Raw genomic sequence first — 15007 nt, forward strand, 5'->3', positions numbered from 1 at the left:
TATAACAGTTGCACTTCAAAACGTATAAGCCATTAGAATGACTCCCTTACTCAGCATTGCACTCATCCACTTTTTTGCTCTCATCAGCCCAGGCCCAGACTTCTTTTTTGTCACTCAAAGTGCTATTCGACAATCCAGATCACATGCATTATTTGCCGCATTAGGTATTTCACTTAGTATTTTAGTTTGGTCAATTTGTGCAATAAGTGGCTTACATTTTCTATTTCAAAAAATGGCTTGGTTACAACAATGCCTCATGATTTTGGGTGGCTTATATCTTTTTTATTTAGGCTCTCAGTTATTAAAATCTGCATGGAGTAAAGACCTCGGCACAATAACGAAACCAACCGAGCAAGCTGTACAGAAAAAATCGCCTTTGACGCTGTTATTCCAAGGTTTCTTGACCAATATGGCCAATCCTAAAGCATTGGTTTATTTCACTAGTGTATTTTCCATTGGGATCAGTGCAAAGGTCAGCTTTTTTGATCAAAGCTCTTTATTGGCTTTAGTCTTTATTGAAAGTTTGATTTGGTTTGCATTGGTTGCGGTCTTATTCTCAGCACCTAAAATGACCCATTACTATCAAAAATTTAGTAAAAAAATTGACGCCATTACCGGTGGAATTTTCATCAGTTTTGGCTGCCTATTGCTGCTCAATCGCAGTTGATCACACACCAGTTAAATAAGACATAAAAAAGCACCCAAATGGGTGCTTTCTTAACTTAGCTGAGGGAGCTAAATCTTATTTCGCTGCTGCCTTTGCTGTAGATACAGCCGCTTCAGTCGTAATATTTACCGTAATTTTGTCGCCTACATTTGGTACATATGCACCGACACCAAATGCTGAACGATCAAAAGAAGTCGTTGCATTGAAACCAATCGTTTCCGCCTTAGTCATTGGGTGAACGGCTTGCTTGTTCAATACAGCATCCAATACCACTGGTTTAGTCACATTTTTAACTGTTAAATCACCCGTGATTTTGTATTTAGTTTTGCTGATCGCTTGAACTTTTGTACTTTTAAACGTGATATTTGGATATTTTTCAGCATCAAAGAAATCAGCTGTTTTTAAATGATCATCTAATGCTTTGACATTGGTATTTAAGCTCGATAATGGAATCGTCACATTCACAGACGAATTTGCAGGTTTTGCATTATCGACATTAATTGTCCCTTGAATGTCACTAAAGTTTGCAGAAGGCGTTGAGAAACCAAAATGATTCCACGTAAATACTGTTGCTGTATGAGTAGGATCAATTTGATAGGCAACAGGTTTTGCCATAGAAATTGTTGTAACTGATGCTACCGCCAAACCGATTGTTAATGCTTTAAAGTTCATGTTTTTATCTCACTTTCGAATACCATTAAGTCTATAGATTTTTAGCCGTATTACAGCTTTAAAGATAAAACGTTTTGTTGCATGTTTAGAACGATAGTTTTGTAAAATCTGTAGCAGCATCCACAACTACTCTCAATTATTAAATTTCCCATATATTTCAAATAATTAATAATTTAATTGATCCATGAGTTATTTATCCTAAATTTAGGAAACATCAACCTATCAGAGTCGTAGGTTTTCAATACAAATCCACTTAAGATTTTTAGACATCATAAAAATCTGAGTACCCAAAAATGACAGAACAATCGCTGGCTATTGAAAAAGCCTTAAATACTAAAACGCCCAAAGATGTCGTTTTGGCATTTCTTATGAATACTTCAAAAGAACTCGTCGAAAATGCAACTCAACTGCTGGTTGCAGAAGACGCAGCGTATGTTTCCCTAAACTTCAGCAACCCAGAACTGAAACAAATTGAGCCGTGGGCTGGGTCTGGCACAGGCAGAGCCATCTATATTTATACCTTTGCCAACGTCGGCACCTACTGGAATATCGACGACTTTCAAATCACGGATATGATCGCTGAAGATGAAACCGTAGCTGTATTTGGTCAATTCACCTACACCTCAGTCTATGCAAAAAATACTTTCACCTCGCCTTTTTCAATTAAAGCCAAAGTTCAAAATGGTTTAATCAGCTATTTCCAATTCATGGAAGATACCTATGCCTCAGCATCATCTTTCCGCGTAGGCGGAGAATGGATCATTCAGCAAGATGCAGACTCAGCTAAAAACTTTAAAGTTTCAGCTTAATACTTAGATGCAGCAGCTCTTCACGCAAGAGCTGCTGTTGATTTGGAATGGCCTTTTACATTAAGTTAATGACAGCGATATTGGATAAACCCAGTTTTTCTCGCGATTTGATCATACAGCTTTTGTGCTGTTTCATTGTCCTGATGCGTAAGCCAATACACACGGTCACACTGCCGCTGATCACAATATTCTTTCACTTTCGCGATCAGCGCCTTGCCAATACCCTGCCCGCGATATTCTTCAAGCGTATATAAATCTTGCAAATAGGCATAAGGCTGCAATGTCCAGCAGCTCTCATGTTCAATGACATGCACGATCCCAACCACTTGATGTTCAATTACGGCTGCAAAGCCATACATATGTTCGCACTCAGCAGCATGTAACCTTTGCCATGTTCGCTCGGTCACTGCATCCGCCACCTGACTTTTATAAAATTCTAAATACAGCTCCCAGAGCGGCTGCCATTGGCTTTTTGAAATTTCAGTTAAATTTTTAATTTGTATTTGCACATTCAATGTCTTTTTTAAATGATCACTGGATTTTTATAACTGAAATAAAGCTTTTTGTGTTGAAAACACTGTATTTTATGCGCTCTTTTTAAACATGATGAGTCTTGAAAGAACGTTTTCTTATCTGTTTTATAAATACAATAGACAAATAAAAAGCCCGAAGATTCGGACTTTTTAACCATTCAGCTTATAGCTTTTCAACCAAGATCCGATCTACCTGCTTTAAACCTGTATGCTTTTCATGGTTCTTACGGCGAATCTTAATCACTTTGTCTTCTTGCAAATCTTGCAACATCAATTCTACTGCAACCATGGCTTCAAGCTCTAAGTCCGTGCCTATCCATTTCTGTTCACCAGCATCCATCAGTACAATTTCATCATTTATCTGATCGTAAAGGCTCATCGTTTCCTCACTTGGGGCAACATTGCACCCGTGGCTGAATACTGCATGAATGAATTAATTTTAAACCAATGCTTTAATTCATTCGTTACAAATCGTTATTTCACAATTAAAAAATATATTTAATCTCTGCAATAAAAAACGCCCCTTCTCTGGGGCGTCTTTTTTACGGTTAATCTTTATAGATTAAGCGGTAATTTCTTTCACTGCAGCAACAACAGCATCAGCTGTGATACCGAAGTGTTTGTACAAGTCTTTTGCTGGAGCAGATTCACCGTAAGTCGTCATACCGATTACACGGCCATCAAGACCTACAAATTTCCACCAGTAGTCCACATGCGCAGCTTCAACAGCAACACGCGCACGGATCGCAGCAGGAAGAACCGCTTCACGGTAAGCAGCGTCTTGTTTTACGAATTCTTCAGCACATGGCATAGAAACCACACGTACGCCGTCAAGCTGTGCGTAAGCATCCATTGCCAATGAAACTTCTGAACCAGTCGCAATGATGATTGCTTTCAATTCGCCTTTTTCTTTTGCAAGTACATAACCGCCTTTCGCAACATCAGCAATTTGATCTGCTGTACGAGTTTGGAATGGCAAGTTTTGACGAGAGAAGATTAATGCTGTAGGGCCTTCTGAACGAAGCAGCGCAGATTTCCAAGAAATAGACGCTTCTACAGTGTCACATGGACGCCAAGTGTTCAGATTTGGTGTACCACGTAAAGATGCAATTTGCTCTACAGGTTGGTGTGTAGGACCATCTTCACCTAGACCAATTGAGTCATGGGTATACACATGAATCACACGCTGTTTCATCAATGCAGACATACGTACTGCATTACGCGCATATTCCATAAACATCAGGAATGTTGCTACATAAGGAACGAAACCGCCATGAAGTGCAACACCGTTAGCAATCGCAGTCATACCGAATTCACGTACGCCGTAATGAACGTAGTTACCCGCTGGGTTAGATTCAACGCCTTCTGCGCCTTTCCATAAAGTCAGGTTAGAGCCTGCAAGGTCAGCAGAACCACCTAGAATTTCTGGAAGCTGTGGTGCAAATGCTTGAATGGCATTTTGGCTCGCTTTACGAGTAGCGATTGTTTCAGCTTTAGCATTTACTTCAGCAATATAAGCATCCGCTTTTGCTGCGAAGTCAGCAGGAAGGTCACCAGAAAGACGACGTTTTAGTTCAGCTGCTTCTGCTGGATATTTAGCAGCATAAGCAGCAAATGTGTCGTTCCAAGCAGATTCAGAAGCAGTACCTTTGGCTTTTGCATCCCAAGCTGCATAAACATCAGCAGGAATTTCAAATGGACCTTCTGTCCAGCCCAAAGCTTCACGAGTTAAAGCGATTTCATCATTACCAAGCGGCGCACCGTGGCAATCTTCTTTACCTTGTTTGTTTGGTGAACCTAAACCAATAATAGTTTTACAGATAATTAAGGTTGGTTTCGCAGTTTCAGCTTTTGCTTCAACAGTTGCCGCACGGATTGCGTCTGCATCATGGCCGTCAACTTTAAGTACTTGCCAGCCGTATGCCAAGAAACGCTGTTCTGTGTCGTCAGAGAACCAACCTTCTACTTCACCATCAATTGAAATGCCGTTGTCATCGTAGTAAACAACTAATTTACCCAGACCCAAAGTACCAGCCAATGAACATGCTTCGTGAGAAACACCTTCCATTAAACAGCCATCACCTAAGAAACAGTATGTGTTGTGATCTACAACTGTGATGTCTTCTTTGTTGAATTGAGCCGCTAAAGTTTTTTCAGCAAGTGCAAAACCTACAGCGTTTGCAATACCTTGACCCAATGGACCAGTCGTTGTTTCGATACCCGGTGCATAGCCCAATTCTGGGTGACCTGGCGTTTTAGAATGTAATTGACGGAAAGATTTCAAATCTTCAATAGACAGGTCATAACCTGTTAAGTGCAATAGCGCATATTGCAACATAGAGCCATGGCCGTTTGACAATACGAAACGGTCACGGTTTGCCCATTGTGGGTTTGCAGGGTTGTGGTTGAGGAATTCACGCCATACCACATCAGCAATATCTGCCATCCCCATTGGAGCACCTGGATGTCCTGAATTTGCTTTTTGCACAGCATCCATTGCCAATACACGAATTGCGTTTGCAATACGACGTTCGTTAAGCGGGGTTGTCATAGGTCAGAGTCCAAACAAATGGTTTAAAAGAGTAAGATGAATAAGAATTCAAAGCTGCGCATATTGTCTTAAAAAAAGCGGAATGGGTAAAGCCTCAGGGGCAAATTTTCGCTAATTATTCCTGCACCACCTGTATTTTGGGCGCTTATTGCTCAATTTCAAGCCTATGCATGTCGTTTATTTTGTATACAGTGACGCTTTTATATGGCGAATCAATGACAGCGCAATGCATATTTAGAGTTTAGTGGCGAAAGCAAACGCTTCGTAATTGATAAAAGTCCAATACATCGAATGGAAAATGTGAATATAAATAGCAGCCAAAGCCGATCCAGATAAATGGCCATTAGAAATATGAAATACTTTCAATAATTAAACCCACTATGGTTTGGGAAACTCAAACGTCGTAATCATCCCTTTGAAATCAGCACTTATCCAATATATTCACGGTTTCACATTCAATATTTATATACCACGACATGTAGCAGGTAAATTTCGCTGCGAAATATCATCCGATTGACAATTCCAAGCACCATTTAAACCATCAGGAATATTAAAATAGATCTGCTTTGAGCGAAGAGCAAAATTGACATCTGCTGCTTCAAACGTAAATACCACTGAACACGTTCCTGCCACATCAGTAATTTCACTACTTGCAATATACTTGGTACTGATACTTTCATTCAGCGCTGTATTCAAATCTACACAGCTTTGTTCCTCTGAATAATTTTCAATCAGTTTCAATTTATAGGGTGAAATCATTGTTAATACTTCAGCTACTTGCGCCCGAGCGACATAGCCATTGTAAGATACAGTAGCAATTGCAGCCAAAATGCCGATAATTGCCACCACGATCATGATTTCAATGAGTGTAAAACCAGACTGTTTCATTACGTTTCCCCATTCAACGTAATGACAAATAGGCAATTTGTGTACCAAGTCTCAAAAGCCCATACTTATTGTGTTTTATTTTTCAAATTAAACGAATAATTGTCGTTTACAGTCATATTCTGGCAGTTCATGACATTCATTATTGATAAATCTCAGGATATTGATTTGATTTTTTCTTATAATTGATTCACTTAAAATGCCACTTTAGGCATTTTAACGCCTAATCACATTGTTGCTTGTGCCAAAACAAAATATTTCAGTTTTATCTCATCATAAAAAATTAAATTGAGAAATCCATTGCTCATATCAATTTTTTAGATGCCTATATCAATTAAAAAGTCATTGAAATGAATTAATTTCATCCAATTTGGTCATGTTAAGCTAGTCCTAAACGCTTTCTCGATGTAACATATTGCGTCTTTAAATTTAACTGTGATAGGACTTATGCGCGAGTACGCTGTATTTACCTCGGAATCTGTAAGCGAAGGCCATCCGGATAAAATGGCTGACCAAATCAGTGATGCTATTTTGGATGCAATCTTAAAAGAAGACCCATATGCACGGGTTGCTTGTGAAACGCTTGTAAAAACGGGTGCGGTTGTACTTGCCGGTGAAATCACAACAACTGCAAATGTTGACTTTGAAGCGATTGTTCGTAATACCGTAAATGGTATCGGATATCATCATTCAGATCTTGGCTTTGATGGCTCAACATGTGCCGTGATCAACATGATCGGTAAACAATCACCTGAAATTGCTCAAGGTGTAGACCGTCAAAAACCTGAAGATCAAGGTGCAGGCGACCAAGGTTTAATGTTTGGATATGCAAGCCGTGAAACTGATGTGCTTATGCCAGCACCTATTTCATATGCGCATCGCTTAATGGAAAAACAAGCTGAACTACGTAAACAAGGCAAACTTGCTTGGTTACGTCCTGATGCAAAAAGCCAAGTAACATTTGCTTATGAAAACGGCATGCCAGTTCGTTTAGACGCAGTTGTACTTTCGACTCAGCACGATCCAAAAATTACTCAAGCTCAATTGAAAGAAGCGGTAATTGAAGAAATCGTGAAAAAAGTGATTCCTGCTGAAATGTTCCATGCAGACACTAAATTCCACATCAACCCAACAGGTATGTTCGTCATTGGCGGCCCTGTAGGTGACTGTGGTTTAACAGGCCGTAAAATCATTGTAGATACTTACGGTGGTATGGCTCGTCACGGTGGTGGTGCATTCTCTGGTAAAGATCCATCAAAAGTTGACCGTTCTGCTGCTTATGCAGGCCGTTATGTTGCTAAAAACATTGTGGCTGCTGGTCTAGCTGACAAATGTGAAATTCAAGTGTCATATGCGATTGGTGTTGCAGAACCAACATCTATCTCGATCAACACATTTAATACTGCAAAAGTATCTGAAGATTTGATTATTGCACTTGTACGTGAACACTTTGACTTACGTCCATACGGTATTACTCGTATGTTGAACTTGATCCAACCGATGTACCAACAAACTGCTGCGTATGGTCACTTTGGTCGTGAAGGTTCTGATACCGCATTCACATGGGAAAAAACTGACAAAGTGGAAGCGCTTAAAGCATCTGCTGGTCTTTAATCTTAGTAGATTAATTTCTCAAAAAAGCCTGCATTGATTGCAGGCTTTTTTATGGCCCGTATGTCCATAACAAAAACATCTAGGATAAAAATAACGAGTGTAAAAAAATATTGACTAAAATTTACGCCTAGCTTATTCATAAATCACCAAAATAATTTAAGAACAACATCATGCCCTTTCCATTAGACTTAAAATTTATTACTGCAACTGAAGAACAATTAGGATTTAAGTTTCCACAAAAATATAAAGCCAAAATGCAAATTGAAAATGGTGGCTAATTCGGCATTAGCTTTTCTAGCGCGGATGAATTTAAAGATGGTGATGACATCGAAGCTTGGTGGCTTTTTCCCTTCCAAGACACCAGCGATGTGAAAAGAATAAAACGTACAACGAATCATCTAGCCGCAGAACATCAAACTATAAGTGAAATTGAAGACTTCCCTGAAAACAGCATTGCTATTGCGCATAACGGCGATGGCGATTATTTATTGATGCGCACGGTAGACGATACGCAATTAGGGGAAGAAATATATTTATGGCGCCATGAAGACAGTGAATTTATCTATCTACTTGTGACTTCAATTGAAGGATTATTTAGTCAAAACCCTTAACGCCATAAGCAGATATAACGCCTTTCAAACTACAAAATAAGCTGGATAAAATTACACTAAATCAACAATTTTTGATCGATTTTTGAATATTTTTTCAGCTAATATAAATTCAGCCCATGCTACGGGCATAACAAAAAAAGGAAAGATCAAAATGAATAAATTACTTGTTGCTTTAGGTTTGGCTGCAACTGTTGCACTTGTTGGCTGTAATAAAGACAAAGCGCCGGAAACAGGTGCAACAACTGGTGAACACCTAGAAAACGCTGCTGACCAAGCAGGCCATGACATCGCTGATGCAACTTCAGAAGCAGCAACTGCAACAGCTACTGCTGTAGATAATGCTGCAACTGCAACTGCGACAGCAGCTGACAATGCTGCAGAAAATGCTGAAGCTGCTGCACACAATGCAAAAGAAGCAGCTAAAGACGCGACTGCTGCAACAGCAGGTGCTGTTGAGCAAGGTGCAGCAAACGTGAAAGAAAAAGCGCAGCAATAAGCATTTTATAAAAAAAGCACCTTCGGGTGCTTTTTTTTATATTTGTCTTTTGTTCAACGTGTCGGTTCAATCCATTTTTAACTTGAAATTTAACTGACGTCAGGTCAATCTTATGTCGTCATATAAATAACAAATTTAGAGAAAAGAATGTCTTATTCACATCATACCGAAAAACATTTTATGGAACGTACAGGTTGGCTACGTGCATCTGTACTCGGTGCAAATGATGGCATTATTTCCGTCACCAGTTTAATTATGGGCATGGCCGCAAGTGGTGCTTCTAGCCATACCTTACTCATTACCTGTATTGCAGGACTCATTTCTGGTGCAACCTCTATGGCTGCGGGCGAATATATCTCTGTGAAATCTCAAGAAGACGTCGAAAAAGCAGATCTTCACATGGAGCATAAAGAACTACAAAAGAACCCTGAGCTAGAACTTAAAGAACTTACCCAAATTTATATTCAACGTGGTTTAGAGCCTACACTGGCCCATGAAGTCGCAGTCCAATTAACTGCACATGATGCACTTGAAGCCCACGCCCGAGATGAAATTGGAATCCATGACAATACAGCAGCAAAACCCGTTCAAGCAGCGCTATCATCGGCTTTAGCCTTTTCAATTGGTGCACTATTTCCGATGGTTGCGATCATGATCAGTGCTGACATGCATATTGAAAAAACCGTTATGGCCGTTGGCGTGATTTCCCTAGCACTCCTCGGTGCCTTAGCCAGTTATGCGGCAGGTACTTCTATGTTGAAAGGCAGTCTACGTGTTGCACTGTGGGGCATTGCAGCCATGTTATTTTCAAGTTGGATTGGTTCTTTATTTAATGTAAATCCAGTTTAATGTTTCTTTTATCAGTTTTACAAATATTGAAAATCAATTATTCACAGCAATGATTGTGTGAATTCTAAACAATATTAATTTTTACAATATATAAAAACCGTAAAATAGAAATACATTTTTTAAGCTTTTTTCCCCATGTCTGTTATTGCTGCGCCAGCCAATCGATCCAATGTATCGATTTGGGTGGCTTTTGTTTTATTAATATTAGGCACCATTGGTGCTTATCTGGTTGTGGGCGTTAACCAAGCATTGCTATTTTTAATTGGCGGTGCTTTGGGTATGACCCTTTATCACGCATCTTTTGGTTTTACCTCGAGTTGGCGTGTCTTCATTAAAGAACGCCGTGGTCGTGGCTTGCGTGCACAAATGATCATGTTGGCTTTGGCTGTATTGCTCTTCTTCCCTGCTTTAGGTGCGGGTGAATTATTTGGCAACCCAGTCAAAGGTAACGTTAATCCTGTTTCAATGTCCGTGATGATCGGTGCCTTTATTTTTGGTATTGGTATGCAACTTGGCGGCGGCTGTGCATCAGGGACCCTGTACACTGTGGGCGCAGGTAGCGCACGTATGATTGTAACGCTGATCTTCTTCTGTACAGGTTCGCTGATTGCAACTTCACATATTCAATGGTGGTTTGACCTTCCCCACTTTGAACCGATTTCTTTAGTCAAAAGCTTTGGTGTAGTCCCTGCACTGGTTTTAAACTTTGTGCTCTTTGCATTGATTGCCGCAGCAACAGTTTACTTTGAAAAGAAACGCCATGGTCAGCTTGAAGTAGAGCCGCAAGCTAACCAACACGGCTGGAAACGCTTTCTACGTGGTCCATGGCCATTGGTTTGGGGTGGAATTATCCTGACTTTACTGAACTTTGCCACACTCGCACTTGCGGGCCGTCCTTGGGGCGTGACCTCTGCCTTAGCCGTTTGGGCCGCAAAATCAGCAAGTGTTATGGGGATCGATGTTGCATCTTGGGCATATTGGCAGCAACCTGCAAATGCCAAGGCACTGACCGAATCATTATGGTTTGATATCACGTCGATGATGAATTTCGGCATCATACTCGGTGCCTTACTCGCAGCAAGCCTAGCTGGTAAATTTGCACCAAACTTTAATATTCCAAAACGTTCACTGCTAGCGGCTGTGATCGGTGGTTTGATGTTGGGTTATGGCGCACGTTTAGCATACGGCTGTAACATTGGTGCATATTTCAGTGGTATTGCTTCAGGTAGTTTGCATGGCTGGTTATGGTTAGTATTTGCCTTCATTGGGAACGGTATCGGCGTCAAACTACGTCCAATCTTCTTCCCTGGCGAACGTCCACAACCGGAAAAGTTAACAGGCTGCTAATTTCTGTAAAAAAAAGCCCCTCATTGAGGGGCTTTTTTTAATCTGCTAGTGCGGCTTTTAGATTACAACCATATTGCATGGTTTCTTGTGCCTGTTTATATGTAGTATAGCGGTTGATAATAAAATCATAAAATTGGTCTGCATTCGCAAATACCTGACTCAAATCTTCGTTTGCGGCATTTGGTAGTTTAACGTCTTTCACCAAGGCCAAGTTCACATGTCCGAGATGATACATTTCGGCAAAATAATGATTCATTACTTCGCAATAGGCAATTTTTGAGCTTTTTAAAGCGGTGTTGGCAACAAAATGCTGATTTAAAGTTTTTAAGTTATGAACATCTAAAGCGGATTGGTCTGAAAAAGCCAAACTTTCTACTTTTTTCAGTTGGCTAAAATCTATAGCTAGAGTTTGATTTAATTGTTCAAAGCGTAGTTGTAATCCAGCAGCATCGGCAACTTGATAACTTTTTGGATCGAATGTTTTCTTTTCTTGCTCATTTGCAGAACACGCCGTGAGCGTCATTGCCGTCAGAACGGTTGTAACAAGAAATAATTTCATCAAAGTCTCACTTAAACAATCAAAAGCGCAATCATTATGCCCGAAAATTGCTAGATGATTCGCACCTAAATCGCTTTTTCATTCATATAACGCCAATAACGACGTGGCACATACTGCACATGTAATTTCATATTACGTCGGGCTTCAATATTGACACTTCTAAAATAATCTTTCCAAAGCTGATCATACAAAACCTCATCATCATCCAGTTCGATATTAAAGGATTGACTATGGCCTGATTGTATTTGCCTATCTATAGTTGTGGCATCCATATCCACTTGATGCACCTGTTTTAAATCATAATAAAAGCCATAATTTCGTTTTTCATCGTAAATCAGCCAACGTTGATCTTGATAGCGTGATTTAAAATGCCGCTCAATCAAGGGCAGCACATTAAAATCAGGTGAGACTAAACTAATAAACAAGCCATCCTGACATTTTTTAAAACGCACAAAAGCTTCCATTCGGTGCTTTTCACGCCCCACTTGCTTCGCCCACTGGCTCATCCCTAATACATCAGCATGGCCATAGTTTTTAGACACATCACGCTGTTGCTGGAACACATAAATCGCAAAATTAAAACAATGCTGAAAAGCCTGCTGCTGCTCGGATAAAAACGCATAATAAAACCGCTTTAAAGCACTTTCAGATGCTTTAAGCTTTAATCCTTGCCATACTCGCTGTGCTTGTTCATCATGACTAGCCACATCAATGACATCGGCGAAAAGACCTGCCTGCACTTGCCCATCTGTACAAATCTGAATGTCAAATTGCTTAAATTGAAAGGCCCGAAAAACACAGCTTAACAGTCCTGTCATCGTGCCATCAAAGACATAGATACTCACGACTGTATCCTAAAAACCGAAGTTCAATTGTGGAGAAATTTGCTGCGTATATTTCGACTGGCCACTTTGCAAAATCTGCTGTCTTATTTGATGAGGCTGTTGTTCACGAATAAATTTGGGTGAATCTTCACAGCGTATAAAGTGCTGCGCCCTATTGTAGGAAATACCCATACGTTTTAATTGGTCGATATGAATTTTACCAAAACGTCGTGCTTGAACAATTTTTTTAGCAGAACGCACACCGATGCCCGGCACACGTAAGATCATTTGATATTCAGCACGATTGATATCCACGGGAAATTGCTCGGGATGACGCAGTGCCCACGCTAATTTAGGGTCAATATCCAATTCTAAATTTGGATGTTCTTCATCGACCAATTCCGTCGCTTCAAACCCATAAAAACGCATCAACCAGTCACTTTGATACAACCGATTTTCTCGTAATAACGGTGGCGCAGAACCCACAGCTGGCAGCGCACGCTCCTCTTCATTTATTGGAATATAACCCGAGTAATACACACGCTTGAGCTTAAACTCTTTGTAATGACGGTCTGCCATCAGTATGACATCACGGTCAGACTCTTGATGTGCGCCCACCACCATTTGCGTCGTTTGTCCTGCGGGTACAAATTTAGGTACTGTGCGTATAATTTTTCGTTCATCTTTAAATTGAATCAAACGGTCTCGGACGATACCTAAGTCTTTTTGGACTTCGGCATGACTTTTTTCAGGTGCAAATTTTTTTAAACCATCTTCTGTCGGCATTTCCAAATTAATGCTCATACGGTCGACATATAAACCTGCTTCGGTAATGATTTCCTGAGATGCCCCCGGAATGGTCTTCAGATGAATATAACCATTAAAATTTTCTTCTAAACGCAGTTTTTTTACCACCTGCAACATACGTTCCATGGTGTAATCCGCCGATTTAAAAATCCCCGAACTTAAAAATAACCCCTCAATATAGTTCCGACGATAAAAATTCATAGTCAAATCGACCACTTCCTGTACCGTAAATGCTGCGCGCTTTACGTCGTTACTTCGACGGGACACACAATATGCGCAGTCAAAAATACAGACATTGGAAAATAGAATTTTTAACAATGATACGCAGCGGCCATCTTCTGTATAGCTATGGCAAATACCGTTTCCAGTATTACCCAGACCTTTGTCTTTATTTTGGCGCTTGCTACCACTCGAAGAACATGAGACATCATATTTGGCAGCATCGGCTAAAATTTGCAGTTTTTCACGGATCCGTTCAGACATGGGAGAATTATAAAATTTAAAGTGAACACAGCATTATTTTAAAAGGATCCACCTCAAAAGTCGGGTCATACATCATTACTACGACACGAGGTGTCGCTTAATTTCAAGTACAACTTTCGTTTAAGAATAAGACCATTTTGATAAGAAATAACGAATATTATTTGCTTAATTTCACTCGCTTGGGCAAAGTATTTAGAGTGATTGGAGTATGCACATGACTTTATTAGAAAAACTTGGCATCAAACACCCTATATTTCTTGCCCCAATGGCAGGTGTTTCTACACCTGAACTTGCTGCAGAAGTGTCAAATCAAGGTGGACTTGGTTCACTGGGTTTAGGTGCAAGCAGTGTTGAGAATGCACGTCAACAAATATTACAAACTCAAGAACTCACTGAACAACCCTTTCAGGTCAATTTTTTTTGTCATGACACAGTAGAACTCGATGAACAAGTTGCTGCCAAATGGATCATGCAATTTAAATCACGCTTTGCTCAATATAATGCAGAAGCTCCAGAAGCACTGAACTGTATTTATCCAAGCTTTAAAGACAATGACCATTTTCTAAACCTCGTACTGGAAACGCGCCCTAAAGCGGTAAGCTTCCATTTTGGTATTCCACATCCACATCAAATCCAAGCCTTGAAACAAGCGGGTATTTTGACTCTAGTTTCTGCAACCAACTTAGCAGAAGCTAAACTGATCGAAGCTGCAGGCATTGATATCGTGATTGCTCAAGGTATTGAAGCTGGTGGTCACCGTGGCATTTTCAATGAAAACTTTGATAGTAGCGTTAAGACACGTGACTTGGTTCAGCTCTTGAAACGCCATATTCAATGTCCAATCGTTGCGGCTGGTGGTATTATGAATGGACATCAGGCCTATCAAATTATGGAGTTAGGTGCAGATGCTGTTCAATTGGGCACTGCTTTTGTGCAATGCAAAACATCAAATGCAAATGAAGCTTATCGCAAAGCATTATTTGATGCACCCATCACGCAGATTACATCAAGTATTTCAGGCCGCCCTGCTCGTGGCATTATCAATAACTGGCACACAGATATTGACACACCGACTCGCCCGACCGTCCCGGCTTACCCATATAGCTATGATTTAGGCAAACAATTACATGCCGCTGCTAGCAAGCATGGTGTACATGAATATGGTGCTTTTTGGGCGGGAACCAATGTCTCTCAAATACGTGAATTGGAAGCACCTGACTTGATCAATCAATTGGTTTTAGAAATGCGCTTTAACTAAGGCCTCGCTCAACGCGACATTCAAACATGAATGCTTACAAAA

16 protein-coding genes are annotated in these 15007 nt (G+C 40.3%); 8 read left to right on the plus strand and 8 right to left on the minus strand.

The features are described 5' to 3' along the window. Positions 1–37: 37 nt before the first annotated feature. Positions 38–667 (plus strand): LysE family transporter, encoded by a 630-nt coding sequence (locus AC25JC_RS01035; protein WP_486923288.1) that lies wholly within the window; start codon positions 38–40, stop codon positions 665–667. A gap of 75 nt (positions 668–742) precedes the next feature. Here AC25JC_RS01035 and AC25JC_RS01040 read toward each other — a convergent pair whose 3' ends face one another. Then, positions 743–1339: a YceI family protein gene (locus AC25JC_RS01040; RefSeq protein WP_078188771.1), complete on the minus strand. Its 597-nt coding sequence runs from the start codon at positions 1337–1339 to the stop codon at positions 743–745. Between the two features lie 293 nt (positions 1340–1632). On the opposite strand from AC25JC_RS01040, the gene AC25JC_RS01045 reads away from it, so the two are divergent. Continuing rightward, the gene (locus AC25JC_RS01045) at positions 1633–2148 is read left to right on the plus strand and encodes a nuclear transport factor 2 family protein (RefSeq protein WP_486923289.1); all 516 of its coding nucleotides are present in this window, start codon (positions 1633–1635) and stop codon (positions 2146–2148) included. 65 nt (positions 2149–2213) lie between these two features. Here the strand turns inward: AC25JC_RS01045 and AC25JC_RS01050 are convergent, their stop codons facing one another. The 4 genes from AC25JC_RS01050 to AC25JC_RS01065 form a co-directional block, all read right to left on the minus strand. Further along, entirely contained in the window at positions 2214–2657 is a 444-nt protein-coding gene (locus AC25JC_RS01050; RefSeq protein ID WP_227591806.1) for a GNAT family N-acetyltransferase, read from the minus strand. Between the two features lie 187 nt (positions 2658–2844). Continuing rightward, complete coding sequence (locus AC25JC_RS01055) at positions 2845–3060, minus strand: hypothetical protein (protein ID WP_078188774.1); 216 nt, start codon at positions 3058–3060, stop codon at positions 2845–2847. Between the two features lie 183 nt (positions 3061–3243). Next, positions 3244–5232 (minus strand): transketolase, encoded by a 1989-nt coding sequence (gene tkt / locus AC25JC_RS01060; RefSeq protein WP_180127907.1) that lies wholly within the window; start codon positions 5230–5232, stop codon positions 3244–3246. 462 nt (positions 5233–5694) lie between these two features. Next, positions 5695–6120, minus strand: a complete 426-nt coding sequence (locus tag AC25JC_RS01065) for a pilin (RefSeq protein ID WP_486923290.1) — start codon at positions 6118–6120, stop codon at positions 5695–5697. Between the two features lie 444 nt (positions 6121–6564). On the opposite strand from AC25JC_RS01065, the gene metK reads away from it, so the two are divergent. From metK to AC25JC_RS01090, 5 genes are all read left to right on the plus strand, one after another. Continuing rightward, positions 6565–7731, plus strand: coding sequence for a methionine adenosyltransferase (metK, locus tag AC25JC_RS01070; RefSeq protein WP_078188779.1), 1167 nt, complete (start codon positions 6565–6567; stop codon positions 7729–7731). 326 nt (positions 7732–8057) lie between these two features. Continuing rightward, the gene (locus AC25JC_RS01075) at positions 8058–8342 is read left to right on the plus strand and encodes an SMI1/KNR4 family protein (RefSeq protein WP_486923348.1); all 285 of its coding nucleotides are present in this window, start codon (positions 8058–8060) and stop codon (positions 8340–8342) included. A 151-nt stretch (positions 8343–8493) separates the two neighbouring features. Further along, positions 8494–8838, plus strand: coding sequence for a hypothetical protein (locus AC25JC_RS01080; protein ID WP_078188782.1), 345 nt, complete (start codon positions 8494–8496; stop codon positions 8836–8838). A 147-nt stretch (positions 8839–8985) separates the two neighbouring features. Beyond that, positions 8986–9687 (plus strand): VIT1/CCC1 transporter family protein, encoded by a 702-nt coding sequence (locus AC25JC_RS01085; RefSeq protein WP_486923291.1) that lies wholly within the window; start codon positions 8986–8988, stop codon positions 9685–9687. Positions 9688–9822: 135 nt separating this feature from the next. Next, on the plus strand, positions 9823–11034 hold the full coding sequence (locus AC25JC_RS01090) for a YeeE/YedE family protein (protein ID WP_486923292.1): 1212 nt from the start codon (positions 9823–9825) through the stop codon (positions 11032–11034). Positions 11035–11071: 37 nt separating this feature from the next. Here AC25JC_RS01090 and AC25JC_RS01095 read toward each other — a convergent pair whose 3' ends face one another. From AC25JC_RS01095 to AC25JC_RS01105, 3 genes are all read right to left on the minus strand, one after another. Further along, positions 11072–11593 (minus strand): hypothetical protein, encoded by a 522-nt coding sequence (locus AC25JC_RS01095; protein ID WP_180115205.1) that lies wholly within the window; start codon positions 11591–11593, stop codon positions 11072–11074. 65 nt (positions 11594–11658) lie between these two features. Next, positions 11659–12438, minus strand: coding sequence for a TIGR03915 family putative DNA repair protein (locus AC25JC_RS01100; RefSeq protein ID WP_486923293.1), 780 nt, complete (start codon positions 12436–12438; stop codon positions 11659–11661). A gap of 9 nt (positions 12439–12447) precedes the next feature. After that, the gene (locus AC25JC_RS01105) at positions 12448–13707 is read right to left on the minus strand and encodes a putative DNA modification/repair radical SAM protein (RefSeq protein WP_486923294.1); all 1260 of its coding nucleotides are present in this window, start codon (positions 13705–13707) and stop codon (positions 12448–12450) included. Positions 13708–13921: 214 nt separating this feature from the next. On the opposite strand from AC25JC_RS01105, the gene AC25JC_RS01110 reads away from it, so the two are divergent. Beyond that, the gene (locus AC25JC_RS01110; RefSeq protein ID WP_486923295.1) at positions 13922–14965 is read left to right on the plus strand and encodes an NAD(P)H-dependent flavin oxidoreductase; all 1044 of its coding nucleotides are present in this window, start codon (positions 13922–13924) and stop codon (positions 14963–14965) included. The last annotated feature ends 42 nt before the right edge of the window (positions 14966–15007 follow it).

Source organism: Acinetobacter sp. P37 (genome assembly GCF_057480965.1).

What these genes read in the sequence shown, in the direction of transcription:
- AC25JC_RS01035 (WP_486923288.1), top strand. Translation starts at nt 38, where the DNA reads ATGACTCCCTTACTCAGCATTGCACTCATCCACTTTTTTGCTCTCATC.
- AC25JC_RS01040 (WP_078188771.1), bottom strand. Translation starts at nt 1,339, where the DNA reads ATGAACTTTAAAGCATTAACAATCGGTTTGGCGGTAGCATCAGTTACA.
- AC25JC_RS01045 (WP_486923289.1), top strand. Translation starts at nt 1,633, where the DNA reads ATGACAGAACAATCGCTGGCTATTGAAAAAGCCTTAAATACTAAAACG.
- AC25JC_RS01055 (WP_078188774.1), bottom strand. Translation starts at nt 3,060, where the DNA reads ATGAGCCTTTACGATCAGATAAATGATGAAATTGTACTGATGGATGCT.
- tkt (WP_180127907.1), bottom strand. Translation starts at nt 5,232, where the DNA reads ATGACAACCCCGCTTAACGAACGTCGTATTGCAAACGCAATTCGTGTA.
- AC25JC_RS01065 (WP_486923290.1), bottom strand. Translation starts at nt 6,120, where the DNA reads ATGAAACAGTCTGGTTTTACACTCATTGAAATCATGATCGTGGTGGCA.
- metK (WP_078188779.1), top strand. Translation starts at nt 6,565, where the DNA reads ATGCGCGAGTACGCTGTATTTACCTCGGAATCTGTAAGCGAAGGCCAT.
- AC25JC_RS01080 (WP_078188782.1), top strand. Translation starts at nt 8,494, where the DNA reads ATGAATAAATTACTTGTTGCTTTAGGTTTGGCTGCAACTGTTGCACTT.
- AC25JC_RS01085 (WP_486923291.1), top strand. Translation starts at nt 8,986, where the DNA reads ATGTCTTATTCACATCATACCGAAAAACATTTTATGGAACGTACAGGT.
- AC25JC_RS01090 (WP_486923292.1), top strand. Translation starts at nt 9,823, where the DNA reads ATGTCTGTTATTGCTGCGCCAGCCAATCGATCCAATGTATCGATTTGG.
- AC25JC_RS01095 (WP_180115205.1), bottom strand. Translation starts at nt 11,593, where the DNA reads ATGAAATTATTTCTTGTTACAACCGTTCTGACGGCAATGACGCTCACG.
- AC25JC_RS01105 (WP_486923294.1), bottom strand. Translation starts at nt 13,707, where the DNA reads ATGTCTGAACGGATCCGTGAAAAACTGCAAATTTTAGCCGATGCTGCC.
- AC25JC_RS01110 (WP_486923295.1), top strand. Translation starts at nt 13,922, where the DNA reads ATGACTTTATTAGAAAAACTTGGCATCAAACACCCTATATTTCTTGCC.